Here is a 17112-nt window from a genome sequence, read left to right as displayed (position 1 = left end):
TATAGTTTTTTTGTATTTCTGATGTGAGTTAAATCTATTTATTTGTTAAATATAGGTTATTTTTTATCTTTTAAGTATCATTTTATATCAAGCAGCGTGTGTTCCATAATTCACTTCAATTTGAATTCTGATCACTGATAATTTAGCGATAAATAGAAAAATGATCTGTCGTAAACAAAAAATGAACATTGGATAAAAGAACATTCTTTGTATAGCTAAAATCATGTTTGGGTAAAACATCATTTTAACGACAAATCATTTTAATCTTTACTGGTACAGATTCGATCTACAGTAATTGCGCAAACAAGAACGATCAAGGATGGGAGTAACCATGCAAGATTTTGTTCATTTAAGGGTAATTGCTCGATAAAAGCAGGCAAGTATGTTTCAAAACCTGCAGCTTTTATGGCTTCAATAATTCCAAAAAAGAAAGCAATCGCTGTTACTGAACCAACAACAAGGGATGGTTTTTTCCAATATTTCCAGAAAAAACTCAGCATGATGACCACAATCGCAGGTGGGTAAATTGCACTCAACACTGGAACTGAGAAAGCAATTAGTTTAGTTAAACCAAGATTTGAAATTAATAAAGACAAACCTGTGAGAATGAAGACTAGTAATTTATAGGATAAACCAGTTAGCTCGGTGAAATATTCGGCGCACGCACAGGTCAAGCCGATTGCAGTGACCATACAAGCGAGGAAAATTAAACCCGTAAGGAAATAAGAGCCATAGTCACCAAATGCATGCTGAACATATGCATGAAGAATGATTGCACCATTGTCAGCATTGGCTGCTACTTCATGACTGCCCAAGCCAAGTTTAAATAAACTGATATAAACCAGAGTTAAGCCTAGACCAGCAATTAAACTTGCAATAATGGCGTATTTGGTAATAAGTTTAGAATCTGTGACCCCACGTGAGTGAATCGCTTGAATGATCACGATACCAAATACAAGTGCACCTAAGGTATCCATGGTTAGGTAACCACTTACAAAACCTTCTGATACTGGGCTTGCAATATAGTTGTTGATCGGGGGAGAGATCATTCCTGTTGGGATCGCAAATGCTGCGATACCTAAGATTGCCAATGCAATGATTTTTAGGGGTGCAAGTACATGGCCGACAGTATCTAAGAGTTTGTTTGGGTACAAAGACACAGCCATGACAAAAACAAAATAAATGATACTGTAGATGAAAAGACTACTGCTTGATGTTCCAAAATAAGGTGCAAAGCCGATCTCATAAGAAACGGTCGCCGTGCGTGGCGTAGCAAATAATGGTCCTACTGTTAGGTAACAGACGATCGTGAGAAGTAAACTCGAAAAACGTCTTAAGGGAGAGCTGATGATTTCAATTGAGCCTTGCATACGAGACAAAGCCATAATTGTGATAACAGGTAGACCTACTGCGGTGATTAGAAATCCAAAAGCAGCTAGCCATACATGTTCACCAGCTTGTTGAGCAACAATTGGTGGGAAAATAATATTACCAGCACCGATAAACAGTGCGAAGGTCATAAAACCTAAGGCAATAATATCTCCTGTACGGAGTTGGTTCATAAAAGCGGGATGATTAAATAAAAGTGCGGATTTTAGAACAGAAAGATGATCAATTGGAACCAATTTTATGTGAAAACTGGTTTATTTTTGACTAAAAAGAACATGTATAAATCAAAATATGATTTTGATTCATTTGAGTTATAGGTAAGTGTTTAAAAGTTCAGCTGATTTAATAGTTTATTGTTTTTTTCTATAATCAGCATTGAAATTAAATGTAAAATAAAAGTGTTATTTTAGTCATAAAATGATTGAAGATTTTTCTTTTGAAGCGTAAAACTATTCCTCATACTTATTGTGGCTGATCTTTTTAGCTCCATTTTTGAATTGAAATTGTTTTTTATAAGGAATATCTCGAATGAGAGCTTCTACTGTGACCATTAAGTCTGAACAAGATATTGAAAAGCTACGTATCTCTGGGCGTTTAGCGGCACAAGTATTAGAAATGATCGGACCTTATATTAAACCCGGCGTTTCAACAGAGTATTTAGATGATATTTGCAATGACTACATCGTGAATACATTGCAGGTTATTCCTGCAAATGTGGGTTACCATGGTTTTACCAAGACCACTTGTATTTCTGTTAATGAAGAGGTCTGTCACGCGATTCCTTCTGCTAAAAAGATTTTACAGGATGGTGATATCCTAAACATTGATGTGGCCGTAATCAAAGATGGTTATTTTGGTGATACAAGTCGTATGTATTTTGTGGGTGAGCCAAGTCTAGCAGCTAAAAAACTGGTTGAAACCACTTATGAAGCAATGTTAGCTGGTATTCATACAGTTAAACCTGGTGCGACTTTAGGGGATATTGGTTACGCAATTCAATCTGTGGCTCATCGCGAGGGCTATAGTATTGTTCGTGAGTATTGCGGGCATGGTATTGGACGTGTTTATCATGAGCAGCCAAATATTTTGCACTATGGTCAAAAAGGTCAAGGCATGGTGTTAAAGAAAGGTATGGTATTTACCATTGAGCCTATGGTGAATGCAGGGAAACCTTTTGTAAAAGAGTTAAGCGATGGTTGGACTGTCATCACACAAGATAAATCTTTATCTGCGCAATGGGAGCATATGGTTGCTGTGACTGATGATGGTTTTGAGTTACTCACACCATGGCCAAATGGAACAGGAAATTATCCATCTGTTTAATATTTCTTAGACTGTTAGATGAATAAAGCGAAAGGTTCGATTTAAGATCGAACCTTTTTTGTTGTGCACTGAGCTAACTCTTCCACTAGATAATCAATAAAAACGCGCACCGCAGGCAGTAGTCCTCTTCGTGAAGGATAAACAGCATGGAAAATACCATGAGGTGCTGTCCATTCTGGTAATACTCTGACCAGTTGCCCTGATTCTACAAAGTTTTGAGCAATACTATCCGGTAATAATGCAATTCCACAGTTTTGACTGGCTAGCTCAGTTAACATCAATAAATTTGAGCCCATAATCACGGGATTAACCTTAACCTTCTTTTGAATATTATTCGGTCCAGATAGTAAAAACTGTTGATCAAGATGATCTTCAGACATACTGATGATGCGATGATCAGTGAGTTGTTCCGGTGTGGTGACATGACCAAACTCGTTTAAATAGGCCTGACTTGCGAAAAGTCGTTGTTCGATTGTTTCAAACTGTCTTAAAACCAAGTTAGGGTCTTCATCAAGATTTGAGCGGACGCGTAGTGCGAGATCAATTCCTTCGTTAATCACATCAACCCGACGGTTACTAACCAGCATTTGCACTCGTACTTCAGGATATTTTTTTAGAAAAGTGGGTAGAATTTTAGCCATTTGGTTTTGAGCTATATCTACAGGTACGCTGACTTTAATTACACCTCTAGGTTCGCTGCTTAAATGGTTGACTACATCATGTGCAGCTTGTGCAGCATTCATCATGACCTGTGCATGACGATAGACATCCATACCAATATCTGTAACTGCAAAATGTCGAGAACTACGTTGAATTAAACGTACACCGAGTTGCTCTTCGAGGTTGTAAACGCGCCGACTGAGTTTTGATTTTGGAATATCAGTTGCGCGTTCAGCCGCACTAAACCCACCATGTTCAACGACTAGCGCAAAACAGTAAAAATCATCTAAATCGGTTAGCATTATTCAATTCCATTTCTGCAACATTCGATATTTTATAGATTTGTCGTTGCAAAAATAAGAGCGTATTCGATATTTTTTGTGAAGTAAAAAGTCCTTTATAATTCAGAAAATTTTTATGATCGATAAATATGACTTATCAACTCTTTGAAGTGTCTGATGCTAGTGCGAATATTAGCTGTCCTTATTGTGACCAAGCAGTTTTAGATTGGACGCAAGAGCAATATATACAACCATGTGAACATACTTTGTTTATGGCAATGGATTTAGGGTTTGAGTTCATTGCTGATCGTTTTGAAGCAGCTTTGTCTCAATCAGTGGATGAAATTCACGATGATCCCAATATGAACATCTATGCAACAGTGACTCAGGCAAAATACTTAAATATACAGATTTTTAAAGCAGATTTGGGCGTGGAAGGGATGTTTCGTTATATCGGGTTTAGTAAAGAGTAAGACTTTCTATTCTCAATTTCCAATAAAAAAGCCAATCATATGATTGGCTTTTTGCTTGATAGCTTATGCTTCAGGCGCTGGGCTATACTGTTCAACTAATGGCTTTAATTCGCCATTTTGGAACATTTCAAGCATGATATCGCTACCACCAATTAACTCGCCATTGATCCATAATTGTGGGAAAGTTGGCCAGTTCGCAATTTGTGGTAAAGTTGCACGAATATCTTGATTTTCCAAAATATTTACATAGGCAAATGGACGACCAATTTGGCTAAGTGCTTCTACTGCGCGAGCAGAAAAACCACATTGCGGGAATTGTGGAGTGCCTTTCATGTAAAGTAAAACAGGGTGTTTCGCAATTTGATCACGAATTAACGCTACTGTATCACGCGCTTGTTCCGTCATTAGATAGATCCTCAACTAAACTTCGGACATTATATACCTAAAAAAATCGCTTCGCCGAGCATTGCCCAAGATTTTTCTTGTATAAATGTGAGTTTATGCTTTCAATCTAGGCAAGTTTTTGCTTATATAACTTTTTTCCACACAACTACTGATAGATTGAGTTTGTTATGACAAATATTACTCTTGCTCCTGTGCAACCTGATCAACCGTCTCATCTTATGGCAACCTATGGTCGCCAAGCGATCAGTTTTGTGCGAGGACGAGGGGCGTATTTATATACAGCAGATGGTACCGAATATCTCGATGCTTTGACAGGAATCGCAGTATGCGGTTTGGGGCATGCACATCCAGTCATTGCATCTGCTATAGCAGAACAAGCTGCAACATTAGTGCACACTAGTAATTTATTTGAAATCCCTTGGCAAACTGCAGCAGCGCAGAAACTTGCTGAAGTCTCTGGCATGGAAGAAATTTTCTTTTCGAACAGTGGTGCCGAGTCAAATGAGGGTGCAATTAAAATTGCACGTAAGTTTGGGGCACAACAAGGTATTTCAAATCCTAAAATTATCGTAGCTGAGCAGTCTTTCCATGGACGTACATTGGCAACTTTGTCTGCAACAGGGAATAAGAAAGTTCAGGAAGGTTTTGCACCATTAGTCGATGGTTTTGTTCGTGTGCCTTTTGGGGATGTTGAGGCGATTCAAGAAGCTGCGATTCATCATCCTGATATTGTTGCAATCTTGATTGAACCAATTCAAGGTGAGGGTGGTGTTAACACTGCTCCACAAGGCTTCAGTTATCTTGAAGAAGTACGTGCGTTATGTAATCAACATAATTGGCTCATGATGCTTGATGAGATTCAAACTGGGAATGGTCGTACTGGTAAGTATTTTGCTTATCAACACACCAATATTATTCCTGACGTGATGACAACTGCTAAAGGCTTAGGTAATGGATTTCCAGTCGGTGCAGTGATGACGCAAGGGAAAGCTGTTGGAATACTCGGTGCGGGAAGTCACGGTTCTACGTATGGTGGAACTGTATTGGGTTCACGTGTGGTTTATACCGTAATTGAAACGATTCAACAAGAAAATGCGGTAGAGAATGCAGCAACGGTTGGGGCGTATATCGTTGATCAATTAAGAGCTCAACTCGCTGAAAATAATGTTCAAGTGCGTGGTTTTGGTATGATGATTGGCATTCAACTACCTAAGGATTGTGCTGAATTAGTTGCAGTTGCACGAGATCAATATAAATTGATTATTAATGTAACTGCGGGATCTGTGGTTCGTTTATTACCACCATTGAATATGACTCAAGCACAAGCAGATGAATTATTACAACGTTTGGTTCCTGCTATTCGTAATTTCTTGACAGCATAAGTTTTATTTCTATAAAAAAGGGCAATTTTATATTGCCCTTTTTTTATTCAGGAATTTAGCCTGAAATATACTGTTGTAGCTGTTCAATTAAAATACGTTGATCTTCCATTGCGGCTTTAACTAAATCGCCAATGGAAATAAAACCAACCAACTTGTCATTTTCTAATACTGGTAAATGGCGTAAATGACGATCAGTCATCAGCTGTAAACACTCTTCAACAGTGTTGTTTAGACTTACGGTGATGACTTTTGAGGTCATAATATCCGCAACCAACGTACTATTTGATGAACGCTCCATCAATGCAATCTTACGGGTATAGTCACGTTCAGAAAAAATCCCAATGACTTTCTCATCCTCTGCAACGACCAAAGCACCAACACCTTTGTCTGCCATAATTTTAATTGCTTCAAGTACAGTCGAATTTGGCGAGATTGTAAAAATAGATTGTTCAGCTTTATTTTTGATGACTTGAGCAACGATTGTCATTGTTTATTCCACCTGTGTTGTATTGTCGTTTTCATTTAACTTAACGGTATTTTTTTTAATTGCAAAGCCCTAATTGCAGCTTGGTGATGACTTTTTATACATATTCTGAATAAAAATATCCGTTCATGTGTCTAATTTCTCCTAAACAGCTATTGCAGTTTGATGGTGCATAAAGAAAAAGTGCTGCATCTGCTGTGTAGAGAGTTTAAATTTGCAATGAGATGAGTTAAAGAGAGCTGGTTCTACTTGCAAACGCGTCAGCAATGGAAGTAAGGATTCATGAAAATCTTTTGATGTGATTTTACGCGGTTTGTAGTGTTTCCAATTTGACTGAGCATAGCGATGTGCTTGAACACCGTTGAGCCAAAAAGGAAATACATGTCCATTTTGATCAGACTTAATTGCCCAACCATCATGATAAAGACCCCAAAGAACTCCGCAATACATCATTGTTTTTAGAATTGATATTTTAATCATCAACTCACTTGATACTGGTTTGAAATGATTGAACCGATACATGTCGTTAAACTGATCTTATTTAAACTTATGTTTTATTATAAGAAATCTAGATGGCATTTATGTTTAAACTATTCATATAAATCGTAAGCAAATATTCTAGGTGATGAAAACATGCCTATAACTACGTTCATGTAGGAGATAACATAGTAGTGATTTCATGCTAATTTTAAAAACAAATGAGCGACCTTTGGTGTAGCGCAAGACAAACGAAGTGCGTAGTCTCTATTTGAAAAATGTATTATAAATAATCAGGCATAAAAAAACGCCACCTGAGCAAGGCAAAGCGATTGTAGCTTTGGTGTAGCGCAAGATAAATAGGGGTATTATTGATACATTGCTTTTATACAAGGATTAAAAAACGCCACCTGAGCGAAGCAAAGCGATTATAGCTTTGGCGCAGCGCAAGACAAACGAAGTGCGTAGTCTGTATTTAAAAAATGTATTATGAATATTCAGGCATAAAAAAAACGCCACCTAGGTGACGTCTCTTTATGCTTGTAGGGTTGCCATCTTTTGCCAGTATTGGGCTTTCAAAGAGTCTCGTTCGACTCGGAAACCTTGATAGTACAATTCTGCTAGAAATAACGCTGCTTTACCATGTCCTGCTTGTGCAACTTGTTCAAGATCTTTTACTGCGTCTTGAAAGTTTTTTTGCGATTGGATTGTATTTACCGCATTCGCATAAACATGCTCTAGTTCATGTTGTGTAAAATGTTGAATCATATATAACTCCTTATTTTAATTATGATTACCGCATATTCTATTCGAAGCTACATTGCTCCGAATTTAAGCTAATTTATCACTTGTTTGTGAAGTTATTATGACAAAATTAATTGAATTGTCAAATAACCAAAGTGACTGAGCAGATTTTTATTTACATTAAATAAAAGCTTACACGATGAAACACTCTGTGCAAATAATTTTAAGTAAAATCAAAGTGAGAAGAATAGAAAAGGAGAAAAATATGTCACATACAATTGATGGTTTAAGCTTTGATATGCCGCCAACTGAGAATCAAATTATTGCTTTAGCACATCATCATCGCAAATTGCTTGATGAGGCTGTTTTTCATCAAGAGATCCACCTTGGTGATTATTGTTTAGCGCAACGTAAACGTGTTTATGATTTTGCGATAAATCTTAGTCCTCAAGAAAAAGATCGTTTTTACGAAATTTACAATGGTGAGCTACTTAGAATTGCAGATGAAGATGATTTGCATCCAGCAGATGCTGAAAGTGGAGTTGGGATGTTTGCGATATTTATAACCTTGCTCATTATTGCATTTATTTTATATTTTGCTTTCGTGCGTACGCTAACAAGTTAAATAGTTGGATATCTGGTAGGTGGTGCGTTATTGGTTGAAAAACAATCTTTAACGCATACTTTGCTAGACATTGATGAATGTTGATACTTGCTCTAAGTGAGGTAGATACATACACTGCTTCATAACACTGAGGTTGGTTATGTTGTCTATCATTTCTAAACATAAAATTTTGCAGTCTAAGTATCGACTGAAACTAGACCGATTTTTTAATATTTTGGTCATTATTGTTATTTTGTCTATTTTTATAGTGGGTTATAAAGCTTTACTACGCCCAGTGAATGACCAGCAACTTGATCATGTAATTCAATTATCTCTGCAAGCAAGCCACCCTAGGACGCAGTCGATGGCTAAAGAGATTTTAAAGTTTCCTAAAATTCAAAAATTCAGCTATTTACGTCTCATGCATGCCTATCAATTTGAATCAAATCGGATTAAACAATATCCAGCAATGGCACGAGAGGATGAGTAGTTTTAAATCAAAATTTTTAATGATAAATGAATGGTTTATGTCAGTCGGGAAAAAGAAATCAATTTGTGCTAGACTGACAATCTTTTTTAAAAGCTGCTTTATTCTCAAGGAATCGACATGCAACAGCAATCGAACATTCAAAATAAATTCTTGATAGATGCTGACATCGGTGATGATGATGTGACCCTGCCAAGTTTACCTGCTGTCGATGTTCCGATTATTGAACCTGCAACACCAACAACAGTAGAAAAAACGCCTACTGTTGTTTCTGTGGAGTCAGCTACACCTGTTGTCGAAGAAGAAAAATCAGGTGGTTTCTTTGGTCGCATGAAAGATGGTTTAACCAAAACACGCCGTAGTTTTACGGATGGTATGGTGAATATCTTGATTGGTGGTAAAGAAATCGATGATGAATTATTAGAAGAAGTAGAAGAGCAATTATTGGTTGCTGATATTGGTGTCGATGCTACCAAAACGATTATTGCAAACTTGACAGAACGGACAGCACGCGGTGATTTGATTTATTCACATGCATTGTACAAAGCACTACAAGAAGAGTTAGTTGCATTGCTTGCTCCGCGTGTTAAGCCCTTACATATTGACCCAAATAAGTCTCCTTATGTGATTCTTATGGTCGGTGTAAATGGTGTTGGTAAAACGACAACTATTGGTAAACTAGCAAAACGTTTACAGGGTGAGGGCAAGAAAGTGATGTTGGCTGCGGGTGATACTTTCCGTGCAGCTGCCACAGAGCAATTACAGATTTGGGGAGAGCGTAATGACATCCCAGTTGTTGCTCAGGGTCATGGTGCTGATAGTGCATCAGTGATTTTTGATGCTTTTGAAAGTGCTCGTGCTAAAGGGATTGATGTATTAATCGCAGATACGGCTGGACGTTTGCAAAATAAATCTCATTTGATGGAAGAGCTCAAAAAAGTTAAACGTGTTATGCAGAAGATTGATGCGACTGCACCACATGAAATCATGTTGATTGTTGATGCTGGTACAGGTCAAAATGCAATTAATCAAGTGCAATTGTTTGATGAAGCAGTTGGATTAACGGGTATCACGATTACCAAGTTAGATGGCACAGCAAAAGGTGGCGTGCTTTTCAATATCGCAAGCCGTACCCATGTTCCAATCCGTTATATTGGTGTAGGTGAGAAGATTGACGATTTACGTCCATTTTCAGCTAAATCATTTGTAGCAGCATTGTTTGAAACAGATAAATAATGAAATTCTACTAAAAAGACCCCATATAAGGGGTCTTTTTTATAGTCTGAGAATAGTGTTGTTTCAAAAACGAAACGATCTGTTATATTTTTTAGGCTATTACAGGAAAATGAGTCGTTATACACTACATTCAATCCAAGATAACTCCCATCGGGTAGAGGTAGGAATAACAACATGAGTAACTTTTTAAATAGCATTAAAGCACGCCGTACAATCTATGCCATTGGTAAAAATGTTTCAGTTGATCAAGCAACGATTGAAGAAACAATTCGTGAGGCTGTAAAGCAAAGCCCATCATCTTTTAACTCACAAACATCACGTGTTGTCACTTTATATGGTGCGTCACATACAAATTTCTGGAATATTGTGCGCGAAACATTACGCAAAATCGTACCAGCTGAAGCATTTGAAAGCACCAATGCAAAAATTGATAGTTTTGCTGCTGGATTTGGTACAGCGCTATTTTATGAAGATCAAGATGTTGTAAAAGGTTTACAAGAACAATTTGCATTGTATGCAGATAACTTCCCTGTATGGTCAGAACATTCAAGTGCCATTGCGCAATTTGCGACTTGGACTGCGTTAGCTGAAATTGGTATCGGTGCTTCATTACAGCATTACAACCCAATCATTGACGAAGAAGTTGCAGAAACTTTTGCGATTCCTGCTAATTGGAAACTACGTGCTCAGCTTGTATTTGGTTCAATTGAAGCACCAGCAGGTGAAAAAACCTATATGGATGATGCAGCACGTTTTAAAACGTTTAACTAAAATTGTCGTGAAATAAAAAGGGCGCTTGTGCGCTCTTTTTTTGTAATAAGAAAAAACAGTAAGATTGGGCAAAAGTGGTATGGTCTTTAACGGCAAATATGAGGTATATATCACTTGATGGGAGAAGGCTTAAGATAGGTCATTCGCCTTATTGTCATAAAATAGTCATAATCTCGTAGCATAGTGCATACGGTTTCATAAATAGTTTATATCGAGAAAAGTCTAATGTCTTTAAGAGTTGGTATTGCTGCTTTCGGGTTGTTATTCAGTGGTTCAGTTTTTTCAGCGGTTACAATTACTGCGCCTGAAGAAATCGTTATTGTTGCGGTGAATGGCCAAGAGGTAAACTCTGGTTTATTACCTTCAAGTAAAAATAACTATCAAGTTGATGCTGGTGACATAACTCTGAATGTTCGATACCGTGAGTATTTTGAGCATTTAAGTGGTGAGCATGACATCGTGAGATCGGGCGTTGTCACCATTCAAGCTCCAAATTTAAAAGATAACCAAAGCTATCGTTTGGGTTTGGTTAATGCTCCAAAAGATTTTGAAGCCGCAAAAAAATATGCCGAACAGCCTACAGTTGCACTTTATGACCAAAATAAGAAATTGATCGTACAACAAACTGGTGCTAATAATGAGGCAAAACCTTGGTTCACTGGTAATGGCTTGTTAAGCCGTACACTTGATCTAACTCAAAAGAATAAAAATAATACCGCTAATCAACCTGCAGCCGTATACGCAGTTGCAAAACCAACAATAGCTGAGCCTGTTGCTACAGTTGCAACAACATCTAATAATGCTAACAGAACCACTGATCAGCAATTGGTTGAGTTGTGGCAAAAAGCCTCTAAAGCTGAACGTCAAAAGTTTATGGCTTGGTTAGCTGGTCAGAGTAACTAACGTATTTATAGTTTAGTGAAGCCGATGTTATCATCGGCTTTTTTATTAAAAAGATATAACGAAGAAATGATGAGCTTAAAAATTAGAAAAGCAATAAGGCATGATGTAGATCAACTTATAGAATTATTGAACATAGCATACAGAACGCGGTCTGGTCGCAGTTGGACCACGGAAAAAGATTTAGTAGAAGGCAGTCGGATAACGGAAAAGCAATTAAATGATGAGCTAGAAAAAGAACAATTTGAATTATTTGTGGGTGAAGACGAGCAGAACAAAATTATTGCGTGTGTGGGTTTAACATTTGATGGTAGCAGTGTAGAGATAGGTACATTTGCAGTTCATCCTATGATCCAAAATCTAGGCTGTGGTCGTAAAATGCTTAATTTCGTTGAGCAATATATTATGGTTGATCATCCTCAAGTTTCTGATATTTTCATGAGTGTTTTAGATCTAAGACAAGAATTAATCGCTTATTATCAACGTCGTGGTTATCAAAAAACAGGAAAGATGTTGCCTTATCCCTTAGATGCGGAAGTTGGCTTACCTCTGACATTCATCCAACTTATTGAATTAAAAAAGAAGATAAAATGCATTTTGTAATTGCATTTAAATTACATTGTATGTGTTTGGTGTTGAAAAAGAGGCATTTCGAGTTTAACCTAAAATGCCTCTTTACTTGATCGTTGTATAAGGTTTAATTACCGACCCAAATATAATAGCCTAAAACCATGAGTGGCCATGCAACATATGGACTGAATAACCATTTCCATAACCAAAACTTGGGAATAAATCCTACACCATGAATAAAGCCACCAGAAATTCCAATCATAACCAACATCAGTAAGCTATGGTTGTAATTTCCCTGAGCATCTAACATTAAGGCAGGATGTACCAGTAAAATAGCTGCGAGTGGCAATGCCAACAAAAACGAAACGGTCATTGCAAGCATTTGCGCTTTACTATTTTTCGGTGTCGCCATTGCTTTCGCCATCTTACGATTCCTCATCTAGATTTTGATGATGTTCGATATATAGTGCACTCAGAACACCTGCAAAACATGCCATTAAAATGCCTAGAATCCATGCAAAGTACCACATATCATTGCTCCTCAATCAGTACAAACTATGTGAATTTTCTTCAATGTGTTTGCTGGTAATTACGCCCCACATTTTGTAATAAGACCAAGAGGTGTAGATCAAAATGAGTGGAACAAAAATACAAGCCGCAACCGTCATCACTCCGAGCGTTTTATGGCTAGATACAGCATCCCACATTGTTAAACTAGAGGTTGGATCGATATTGGATGGTAATAGGAATGGGAATAGTGCAAATCCAGCTGTAAGAATCGCACCAACGATCATTAAGCTTGTGCCTGTAAAGGTAATAGCAGCTTTTTGTTTGACTGCACTGATCAGTGCAAGTATTGCACCTAAAATGGCAGCAACAGGTGCGGCTACCGTGATTGGGTAGGTTGAGTAATTATTCATCCAGCCATGGTTTGCATTCGTTACAACTTCTTTTGCAAGAGGGTTGAGTGCGGCATTGGTGTCGATAGCAGTGGCATAGCTATAACCTTCAATACTGCCGAAGTATAGCCATGCACCTGCTACAAGGAAGCAGGCAAGAAAAATAGCCGCCATCAGTTGTGTTGCTTTGGCAGAACGATGAAATAAATCTCCATCTGTACGTAACATCAACCATGAACCACCATGAGCGCAGAGCATGGATAAGCTCACAATACCGCAAACCAATGCAAACGGATTTAAGAGAGCGAAGAAGCTACCTGTATATTGGGAACGTAGAGTTTCGTCTAAGCCAAATGGAACACCTAAGAACAAATTACCAAAAGCCACACCAAAGACTAGAGCAGGAACAGCACCACCTATACACAACCCCCAATCCCATGACGTACGCCATTGCGTGTTTTCTAATTTAGACCGATAGTCAAAGCCAACGGGTCGTAAGAATAGTGCAAACAGGACCAGTAGTAGTGCCCAATACATACCCGAAAAGGCAACTGCATACACCATAGGCCATGCTGCAAATAATGCACCACCAGCTGTAATAAACCAAACTTGGTTACCATCCCAGTGTGGTGCAATGGTATTGATTGCAGCTCGGCGTTCATTGTCTGTTTTACCGACAAATGGCATTAGGGCCATTGCTCCCATGTCGAAGCCATCGGTGAGTGCAAAGCCGATAAGCAATACACCAACCAATACCCACCAAATAATTTTGAGTAATTCATATTCGATCATGGTTGAGCCTCCACTGATTTTGCTTCAAGTTTTTCAAAGTGATACTTACCAGTGTGTAAAGAACTTGGACCTAGACGTGCAAACTTGATCATCAAATACATTTCGATGATGAGAAGAACTGTATAGAAAGCAGCGAGAGCGATAATCGAACCCCATACATCACCGGCACTGATACTAGATGCAGATAAGTGTGTTGGCAAAATTTCACCAATTGACCACGGTTGACGCCCACCTTCAGCAACATACCAACCTGTTTGAGCCGCAATCCATGGGAGTGGGAGAGAGAATAGTGCAAATTTGAGTAACCATGGCTTATCTTCAGCATTACGTTTAGCCACTGCCCAAGTTGCCAAGATAAAGAGTAGAAGCATCAAAAAGCCAGAAGCAACCATTGCACGGAATGAAAAGAACAACGCTGCAACATTTGGAATGGTATCTTTGGTCGCTGCCTGAATGTGAGCTTCAGTTGCATCAACAACATTTGGTGCATATTTCTTTAATAAAAGGCCATAACCAAGGTCTTTCTGATTTTGCTCAAATGATGCAAGTAACTCTGGTGAGCGATCACCCGCACGTAGTTTTTCTAACTCACTATATGCCACCATACCATTACGAATACGTACCTCGTGTTGTTTCATGAGATCATGAATACCCGTTACTTCTTTGTCAGTGGAGCGTGTTGCAATAATACCCATGACATAAGGTATTTTAATGGCGTAGTCAGTCCGCATTTTTTCTTGATTTGGAATACCAAATAAGGTGAATGCAGCAGGTGCTGGTTCTGTATGCCATTCAGCTTCAATAGCCGCAAGTTTAGTTTTCTGAACATCACCTAATTCATAACCAGATTCATCACCGAGTAAAATGACAGATAAAGTAGATGCTAAACCAAAGATAGCTGCAATCGCGAAAGAACGACGTGCAAAAGGTAAATCCTGTTTTTTCAATAAGTAGTAGCTAGATATCGCTAAAACAAAGATGGCACCTGTCACATAACCAGCAGATACAGTATGGACGAATTTAACTTGAGCCACTGGGTTGAAAATCAAGGCTGCAAAGTCTACGAGCTCCATTCGCATGGTTTCATAATTGAATGCAGCACCGACTGGGTTTTGCATCCAACCATTTGCAATCAAAATCCATAATGCGGACATATTTGAACCGATTGCGACTAACCAAGTTACTCCTAAATGCTGAAATTTTGAGAGACGATCCCAGCCAAAAAAGAATAACCCAATAAAGGTTGACTCTAAGAAGAAAGCCATTAAGCCTTCAATTGCAAGCGGTGCTCCGAAAATATCACCGACATAGTGAGAATAATATGCCCAGTTCGTTCCGAACTGGAATTCCATTGTTAGTCCAGTGGTAACACCTAAAGCAAAGTTAATCCCAAAAAGTTTTCCCCAAAATTTGGTCATGTCCTTATAAATTTCCTTACCAGAAATCACATAAGTGGTTTCCATAATGGCAAGAATAAAAGCAAGACCTAAAGTTAAAGGGACAAAAATGAAGTGATACATCGCAGTCATTGCAAACTGGAACCGCGAAAGATCGACCACGCTTTCAGAAATCATCAACGTGTCTCCTGAGTGTTAGATAAGTCACCAGCAATACGCTCGGCAACTTGATTGTTAAAATCTTTTGGAATTGTTGGTGCATCAAACCAGACGTGTTTAATTACCATGAGAAGGATTACTTTAATAATAAGGATAATCGTGATTTCTCGAATTAATCGCCGATTTGAGTTTTGAGAACTTGTGTTCATAAAACTGGAGTTCATATTAAAGTGAAGATATTTGTATTATTTACTAAATATAAATAAAAATAAAATTTAGATGTATTTTGAATATATTTTTTCATAAATTATTATAATAATCAGTGTGATATATTTATTATATTCTTTTGTATATTGATTCCTTATTAAAATGGTTGGTTATTTATTTTAAATCCGACTAAAATACTTATAATTAAATATTAAATTCCAACTTAAATTGTTGGTTATTTATTTTTTATCAAAATAAAAAGTTGATTAAAATGGTGGGTATTAAATAAATTTTAATGTTTACATGAGGTTGTATATCTGTGCCTTAAAAATATACAGCGTAAAGATTTAAAATGAATTAAACCAAGTAAAATACTATGTTTTCTGGGGGAGAATAAATGAGGAAATTGCTCTAGCTTTTTTCTATTGATTTGTTCTGATTTAAAAAAGTGACAAAGAAGATGTTTTTGGATACTTTATTGTTATTTTTTGTAACATTGCACTGCAAAACGTGCTTTTAACACTTTAATCAGCAGTAAAGAGCTTGTTTGAGGTAGATATTTTTTTTGCAAGGTAGTGTGCATTTGATCTTTGACTTATTAATAGTACTTGAGATTGTAGCTCTAACTCACCATATTCTGGCTCAACTTGTACATAATACAGTTGTCCAAATTCATCACGAACACGTGCTTGAGCTGAAAACCCAGGACGAGCATTCCCAGTGGAAATTGTTGCCAAACGACCCACCAAGTTAGCGTGAGTATGAGTCACTTTAGGTTTAATCACTTGATCTAGACAGTGAATCATAAAGACCGTAAAAAATATGTCGATAATTAATGCTGGAATAAATAAATAGTAAGGGGAGATAAAGTAATGTTGAATTGCAAAAAAAGAAAGTTCTAAAAAATAGCCTGCAAAACTAAAATTAATCAGCAGGAAAACAACGATTAGATATTTCGAAAATTTAACGTCTAAAAGAGGTGAGTTTAAAATCCACTCAGGAGTCAGTTTTTTGACCAGATGACTTGGCCGTAACCCAATCAGAATACCAATTGTTTCTGCGATGCTGAGCACAATCAAAGCGACTACACTCATGTGAAAAGGCATCAGATAGTAGTTTAGAAAAAACTCAGTCATAGCAGAATACTAATTTAAGAATTAATCAACAATATAAATACCACCATCAGAGTGGACTTCCAAATTAACTTTTTCAAGGAAGTCACCAAGACATGGTCCAGAAATACATTCACCAGTTTCAACTGAGAACAGTGCACCATGAGTAGAACATTGTATGTATTCACGATCTTGATCTAAGAACTGATTTTCTAAATACTCAAGTTCGGTTTGCAAATGTGGGCATACGTTTTGATAAGCGTAAAAACCACCATCCTTTTGAGTAATAAAAATAGTTGTCCCTTTCATTGTGTCAAACGCACGCGATTCACGTTCAGGGACTTCTTCAGTCATGCAAAT

General features: G+C 37.5%; 22 protein-coding genes. 9 read left to right on the top strand and 13 right to left on the bottom strand.

Annotated features, from left to right (window positions below; translation table 11 throughout):
* Nucleotides 1-260: 260 nt before the first annotated feature.
* Entirely contained in the window at nucleotides 261-1562 is a 1302-nt protein-coding gene (brnQ, locus tag AAC851_RS02070; protein ID WP_340600423.1) for a branched-chain amino acid transport system II carrier protein, read from the bottom strand.
* Nucleotides 1563-1917: 355 nt separating this feature from the next.
* On the opposite strand from brnQ, the gene map reads away from it, so the two are divergent.
* Entirely contained in the window at nucleotides 1918-2712 is a 795-nt protein-coding gene (gene map, locus AAC851_RS02065; protein WP_100833632.1) for a type I methionyl aminopeptidase, read from the top strand.
* 41 nt (nucleotides 2713-2753) lie between these two features.
* Here map and AAC851_RS02060 read toward each other — a convergent pair whose 3' ends face one another.
* Entirely contained in the window at nucleotides 2754-3674 is a 921-nt protein-coding gene (locus tag AAC851_RS02060; RefSeq protein WP_340600422.1) for a LysR family transcriptional regulator, read from the bottom strand.
* Nucleotides 3675-3802: 128 nt separating this feature from the next.
* Between AAC851_RS02060 and AAC851_RS02055 the strand changes: the two genes are divergently transcribed.
* The gene (locus AAC851_RS02055; RefSeq protein WP_005090380.1) at nucleotides 3803-4126 is read left to right on the top strand and encodes a hypothetical protein; all 324 of its coding nucleotides are present in this window, start codon (nucleotides 3803-3805) and stop codon (nucleotides 4124-4126) included.
* Nucleotides 4127-4189: 63 nt separating this feature from the next.
* On the opposite strand, the gene grxD is transcribed toward AAC851_RS02055, so the two are convergent.
* Nucleotides 4190-4531: a Grx4 family monothiol glutaredoxin gene (grxD, locus tag AAC851_RS02050; protein ID WP_004639270.1), complete on the bottom strand. Its 342-nt coding sequence runs from the start codon at nucleotides 4529-4531 to the stop codon at nucleotides 4190-4192.
* Nucleotides 4532-4698: 167 nt separating this feature from the next.
* Between grxD and AAC851_RS02045 the strand changes: the two genes are divergently transcribed.
* Nucleotides 4699-5913, top strand: coding sequence for an aspartate aminotransferase family protein (locus tag AAC851_RS02045; protein WP_005090382.1), 1215 nt, complete (start codon nucleotides 4699-4701; stop codon nucleotides 5911-5913).
* A 55-nt stretch (nucleotides 5914-5968) separates the two neighbouring features.
* On the opposite strand, the gene AAC851_RS02040 is transcribed toward AAC851_RS02045, so the two are convergent.
* The 3 genes from AAC851_RS02040 to AAC851_RS02030 form a co-directional block, all read right to left on the bottom strand.
* Complete coding sequence (locus AAC851_RS02040; protein WP_004639268.1) at nucleotides 5969-6400, bottom strand: CBS domain-containing protein; 432 nt, start codon at nucleotides 6398-6400, stop codon at nucleotides 5969-5971.
* 141 nt (nucleotides 6401-6541) lie between these two features.
* The gene (locus AAC851_RS02035) at nucleotides 6542-6919 is read right to left on the bottom strand and encodes a DUF2750 domain-containing protein (RefSeq protein ID WP_004639267.1); all 378 of its coding nucleotides are present in this window, start codon (nucleotides 6917-6919) and stop codon (nucleotides 6542-6544) included.
* A 489-nt stretch (nucleotides 6920-7408) separates the two neighbouring features.
* Entirely contained in the window at nucleotides 7409-7642 is a 234-nt protein-coding gene (locus tag AAC851_RS02030) for a hypothetical protein (protein WP_005090384.1), read from the bottom strand.
* Between the two features lie 241 nt (nucleotides 7643-7883).
* Here AAC851_RS02030 and AAC851_RS02025 point away from each other — a divergent pair, with 241 nt between their 5' ends.
* The 6 genes from AAC851_RS02025 to AAC851_RS02000 all read left to right on the top strand — a co-directional run bounded on the left by AAC851_RS02025 (nucleotide 7884) and on the right by AAC851_RS02000 (nucleotide 12219).
* On the top strand, nucleotides 7884-8243 hold the full coding sequence (locus AAC851_RS02025; protein WP_005080500.1) for a hypothetical protein: 360 nt from the start codon (nucleotides 7884-7886) through the stop codon (nucleotides 8241-8243).
* A gap of 139 nt (nucleotides 8244-8382) precedes the next feature.
* A complete protein-coding gene (locus tag AAC851_RS02020; protein WP_005090393.1) occupies nucleotides 8383-8712 on the top strand; it encodes a hypothetical protein in 330 nt (109 codons plus the stop codon).
* Nucleotides 8713-8829: 117 nt separating this feature from the next.
* Nucleotides 8830-9945 (top strand): signal recognition particle-docking protein FtsY, encoded by a 1116-nt coding sequence (gene ftsY, locus AAC851_RS02015; RefSeq protein ID WP_005090397.1) that lies wholly within the window; start codon nucleotides 8830-8832, stop codon nucleotides 9943-9945.
* Between the two features lie 174 nt (nucleotides 9946-10119).
* Complete coding sequence (locus AAC851_RS02010) at nucleotides 10120-10716, top strand: nitroreductase family protein (RefSeq protein ID WP_340600421.1); 597 nt, start codon at nucleotides 10120-10122, stop codon at nucleotides 10714-10716.
* 225 nt (nucleotides 10717-10941) lie between these two features.
* A complete protein-coding gene (locus tag AAC851_RS02005) occupies nucleotides 10942-11619 on the top strand; it encodes a YccT family protein (RefSeq protein ID WP_340600420.1) in 678 nt (225 codons plus the stop codon).
* Nucleotides 11620-11643: 24 nt separating this feature from the next.
* Nucleotides 11644-12219 (top strand): GNAT family N-acetyltransferase, encoded by a 576-nt coding sequence (locus tag AAC851_RS02000; RefSeq protein WP_008942553.1) that lies wholly within the window; start codon nucleotides 11644-11646, stop codon nucleotides 12217-12219.
* Between the two features lie 94 nt (nucleotides 12220-12313).
* Here the strand turns inward: AAC851_RS02000 and AAC851_RS01995 are convergent, their stop codons facing one another.
* The 7 genes from AAC851_RS01995 to AAC851_RS01965 all read right to left on the bottom strand — a co-directional run bounded on the left by AAC851_RS01995 (nucleotide 12314) and on the right by AAC851_RS01965 (nucleotide 17106).
* Nucleotides 12314-12610, bottom strand: a complete 297-nt coding sequence (locus AAC851_RS01995) for a cyd operon YbgE family protein (RefSeq protein ID WP_125501693.1) — start codon at nucleotides 12608-12610, stop codon at nucleotides 12314-12316.
* A 1-nt stretch (nucleotide 12611) separates the two neighbouring features.
* A complete protein-coding gene (gene cydX / locus AAC851_RS01990) occupies nucleotides 12612-12716 on the bottom strand; it encodes a cytochrome bd-I oxidase subunit CydX (protein ID WP_005080515.1) in 105 nt (34 codons plus the stop codon).
* Nucleotides 12717-12731: 15 nt separating this feature from the next.
* Nucleotides 12732-13877: a cytochrome d ubiquinol oxidase subunit II gene (gene cydB, locus AAC851_RS01985; RefSeq protein ID WP_005090409.1), complete on the bottom strand. Its 1146-nt coding sequence runs from the start codon at nucleotides 13875-13877 to the stop codon at nucleotides 12732-12734.
* Nucleotides 13874-15451, bottom strand: a complete 1578-nt coding sequence (locus AAC851_RS01980; RefSeq protein WP_005080519.1) for a cytochrome ubiquinol oxidase subunit I — start codon at nucleotides 15449-15451, stop codon at nucleotides 13874-13876. Before AAC851_RS01980 ends, cydB begins: the two co-directional genes overlap by 4 nt.
* Nucleotides 15451-15642 carry a cytochrome oxidase putative small subunit CydP gene (gene cydP, locus AAC851_RS01975; RefSeq protein WP_008942550.1) on the bottom strand — a complete coding sequence of 64 codons (192 nt, stop codon included), beginning with the start codon at nucleotides 15640-15642 and terminating at the stop codon, nucleotides 15451-15453. The genes AAC851_RS01980 and cydP overlap by 1 nt, the downstream gene beginning before the upstream one ends.
* A 522-nt stretch (nucleotides 15643-16164) precedes the next feature.
* The gene (locus AAC851_RS01970; protein ID WP_005080523.1) at nucleotides 16165-16776 is read right to left on the bottom strand and encodes an OB-fold-containig protein; all 612 of its coding nucleotides are present in this window, start codon (nucleotides 16774-16776) and stop codon (nucleotides 16165-16167) included.
* A gap of 21 nt (nucleotides 16777-16797) precedes the next feature.
* Entirely contained in the window at nucleotides 16798-17106 is a 309-nt protein-coding gene (locus AAC851_RS01965; RefSeq protein ID WP_005080525.1) for a Rieske (2Fe-2S) protein, read from the bottom strand.
* Between the last annotated feature and the right edge of the window lie 6 nt (nucleotides 17107-17112).

The organism is Acinetobacter sp. HZNU-JH01, assembly GCF_037996845.1.
Taxonomy (GTDB): Bacteria; Pseudomonadota; Gammaproteobacteria; order Pseudomonadales; family Moraxellaceae; genus Acinetobacter; species Acinetobacter haemolyticus.
Note: the sequence above shows the minus strand (reverse complement) of the source record. Positions and strands in the feature narration are given on the sequence as shown.

Coding starts and splice junctions, on each gene's coding strand:
- ftsY (WP_005090397.1), top strand. CDS start 8,830: ATGCAACAGCAATCGAACATTCAAAATAAATTCTTGATAGATGCTGAC.
- AAC851_RS02045 (WP_005090382.1), top strand. CDS start 4,699: ATGACAAATATTACTCTTGCTCCTGTGCAACCTGATCAACCGTCTCAT.
- AAC851_RS02005 (WP_340600420.1), top strand. CDS start 10,942: ATGTCTTTAAGAGTTGGTATTGCTGCTTTCGGGTTGTTATTCAGTGGT.
- AAC851_RS02030 (WP_005090384.1), bottom strand. CDS start 7,642: ATGATTCAACATTTTACACAACATGAACTAGAGCATGTTTATGCGAAT.
- cydB (WP_005090409.1), bottom strand. CDS start 13,877: ATGATCGAATATGAATTACTCAAAATTATTTGGTGGGTATTGGTTGGT.
- AAC851_RS02020 (WP_005090393.1), top strand. CDS start 8,383: ATGTTGTCTATCATTTCTAAACATAAAATTTTGCAGTCTAAGTATCGA.
- brnQ (WP_340600423.1), bottom strand. CDS start 1,562: ATGAACCAACTCCGTACAGGAGATATTATTGCCTTAGGTTTTATGACC.
- cydX (WP_005080515.1), bottom strand. CDS start 12,716: ATGTGGTACTTTGCATGGATTCTAGGCATTTTAATGGCATGTTTTGCA.
- cydP (WP_008942550.1), bottom strand. CDS start 15,642: ATGAACACAAGTTCTCAAAACTCAAATCGGCGATTAATTCGAGAAATC.
- AAC851_RS01970 (WP_005080523.1), bottom strand. CDS start 16,776: ATGACTGAGTTTTTTCTAAACTACTATCTGATGCCTTTTCACATGAGT.
- AAC851_RS02025 (WP_005080500.1), top strand. CDS start 7,884: ATGTCACATACAATTGATGGTTTAAGCTTTGATATGCCGCCAACTGAG.
- map (WP_100833632.1), top strand. CDS start 1,918: ATGAGAGCTTCTACTGTGACCATTAAGTCTGAACAAGATATTGAAAAG.
- AAC851_RS02055 (WP_005090380.1), top strand. CDS start 3,803: ATGACTTATCAACTCTTTGAAGTGTCTGATGCTAGTGCGAATATTAGC.
- AAC851_RS02000 (WP_008942553.1), top strand. CDS start 11,644: ATGTTATCATCGGCTTTTTTATTAAAAAGATATAACGAAGAAATGATG.
- grxD (WP_004639270.1), bottom strand. CDS start 4,531: ATGACGGAACAAGCGCGTGATACAGTAGCGTTAATTCGTGATCAAATT.
- AAC851_RS02010 (WP_340600421.1), top strand. CDS start 10,120: ATGAGTAACTTTTTAAATAGCATTAAAGCACGCCGTACAATCTATGCC.
- AAC851_RS01965 (WP_005080525.1), bottom strand. CDS start 17,106: ATGACTGAAGAAGTCCCTGAACGTGAATCGCGTGCGTTTGACACAATG.
- AAC851_RS01995 (WP_125501693.1), bottom strand. CDS start 12,610: ATGGCGAAAGCAATGGCGACACCGAAAAATAGTAAAGCGCAAATGCTT.
- AAC851_RS02060 (WP_340600422.1), bottom strand. CDS start 3,674: ATGCTAACCGATTTAGATGATTTTTACTGTTTTGCGCTAGTCGTTGAA.
- AAC851_RS02040 (WP_004639268.1), bottom strand. CDS start 6,400: ATGACAATCGTTGCTCAAGTCATCAAAAATAAAGCTGAACAATCTATT.
- AAC851_RS01980 (WP_005080519.1), bottom strand. CDS start 15,451: ATGATTTCTGAAAGCGTGGTCGATCTTTCGCGGTTCCAGTTTGCAATG.
- AAC851_RS02035 (WP_004639267.1), bottom strand. CDS start 6,919: ATGTATCGGTTCAATCATTTCAAACCAGTATCAAGTGAGTTGATGATT.